The following is a 1,866-nucleotide window of genomic DNA, read 5'->3' on the forward strand; positions in this document are numbered from 1 at the left end:
GAGGTCAGCATCCCGCATTCGCCGAATAACTGGGCCAGCATGGATTGGGTCACGGTCCGTAAATAGTTCAGCCGCTAGAATGGCCCCAACCGCCGCGCTTCTCAGTCTTGCGCGGCGTTCTCTTTTCAGCCCCTGCACGCCGCCCGCCCTGCCCGAAGACTGGCGCCGCTCTCCGCGGCGCGGCAGGCGATGCGACCAGGCGTGCTCACTCCCCTACCGAATGAGTTTCGATTCTCTCGGCCTGGCAGCGCCGCTGCTCAAGGCCATTGCTGACGCTGGCTACACCACCCCCACCCCCATCCAGGCCCAGGCCATTCCCGCCGTCTTGAACGGTGGCGACCTGCTGGCAGGCGCCCAGACCGGCACCGGCAAGACCGCCGGCTTCACGCTGCCGCTGCTGCACCGCCTGTCCACCGGCGAAAAGCTGCTCAACAAGCGCGGCAAGATCGCCATCCGCGCCCTCGTGCTGACGCCCACCCGCGAACTGGCTGCCCAGGTCGAGGAAAGCGTGCAGACCTACGGCAAATACCTGCCGCTCAAGAGCATGGTCATGTTCGGCGGCGTCGGCATGCAACCGCAGATCAACAAGCTGCGCGACGGCGTCGACATCCTCGTCGCCACGCCCGGCCGCCTGCTGGATCACGCGCAGCAAGGCACGCTGGACCTGTCGCAAGTACAGATCCTGGTGCTCGACGAAGCCGACCGCATGCTCGACATGGGCTTCGTGCACGACATCAAGAAGGTGCTGGCCCTGCTGCCCGCCAAGAAGCAGTCGCTGCTGTTCAGCGCCACCTTCAGCGACGAGATCAAGAACCTCGCCGACCGTCTGCTCAACGCCCCGGCGCTGATCGAAGTGGCCCGCCGCAACCAGACCGCCGAAGCCATCGTGCAGAAGGTCCATCCGGTCGGCCGCGAGCGCAAGAAGGAGCTGCTGGTTCACCTGATCAAGGGCGGCGTGAGCGGTGAGCCCTGGCAGCAGGTGCTGATCTTCACGCGCATGAAGCACGGCGCCAACCGCCTGACCGACTACCTGAACGACCAGGGCATCAGCGCCATGGCCATTCACGGCAACAAGAGCCAGGGTGCGCGCACCAAGGCGCTGGCCGACTTCAAGACTGGCGACCTGACCTGCCTGGTGGCGACCGACATCGCCGCCCGCGGCATCGACATCGACCAGTTGCCCCACGTCGTCAACTTCGAGCTGCCCAACGTGGCCGAAGACTATGTGCACCGCATCGGCCGCACCGGCCGCGCCGGCGCCACCGGTGAGGCGGTCAGCCTGGTCTGTGTCGACGAGAACGGCTTTCTGAAGGAAATCGAGCGCCTCATCAAGCGCGAGATCCCCCGGGAAATCGTGCCGGGCTTCGCGCCCGACCCCAACGAGCGCGCCGAGCCCATCGTGCTGGGCCGCACCGTGCTGAACCCCAACGGCAGCCGGGGCCGCAACCCCAACCCGCCGGCTGGCGCCAATGGCCGTGGCAACGGCGGCCGCGGTGGTCGCCCTGGTGGCGGTGGCGGTGGTGGTGGCCGTGGTGGCGACAGCCGTGGTGGTTCGCGCGACGGTGGCCGTGAAGGCCAGGGCCGCTCGGGCGGCAAGCCCGGTGGTCACACCGGCGTCGGTGGCGCCAAGACAGCAGCCAAGCCGCATGCCGAGCATGCACCTCGTGCAGCCGGCGCGCAGCCCGCGCGCGGCAACGCCGGTGGCGCCCCGCGCCACAACAACGGCCCGCGCCTGACGCAGCCCAAGCGCTGAGTCTCCAGCGCATTGCCAAGCGGCCCGCCCTGTGCGGGCCGTTTTCGCTTCTGGCGCTGATCTAATTCCACCCATGGCACGCCCCCCGCTCGACAACTCGCTCAAGTTCAACC

1 protein-coding gene is annotated in these 1,866 nt (G+C 68.0%); it reads left to right on the forward strand.

The genetic code is table 11. The annotated features are described in order from the left end of the window. Positions 1-220 precede the first annotated feature (220 nt). A complete protein-coding gene (locus tag ACXJKR_RS31195) occupies positions 221-1,753 on the forward strand; it encodes a DEAD/DEAH box helicase (RefSeq protein WP_457326154.1) in 1,533 nt (510 codons plus the stop codon). Positions 1,754-1,866 lie beyond the last annotated feature (113 nt).

Source organism: Roseateles sp. P5_E11 (assembly GCF_054049355.1).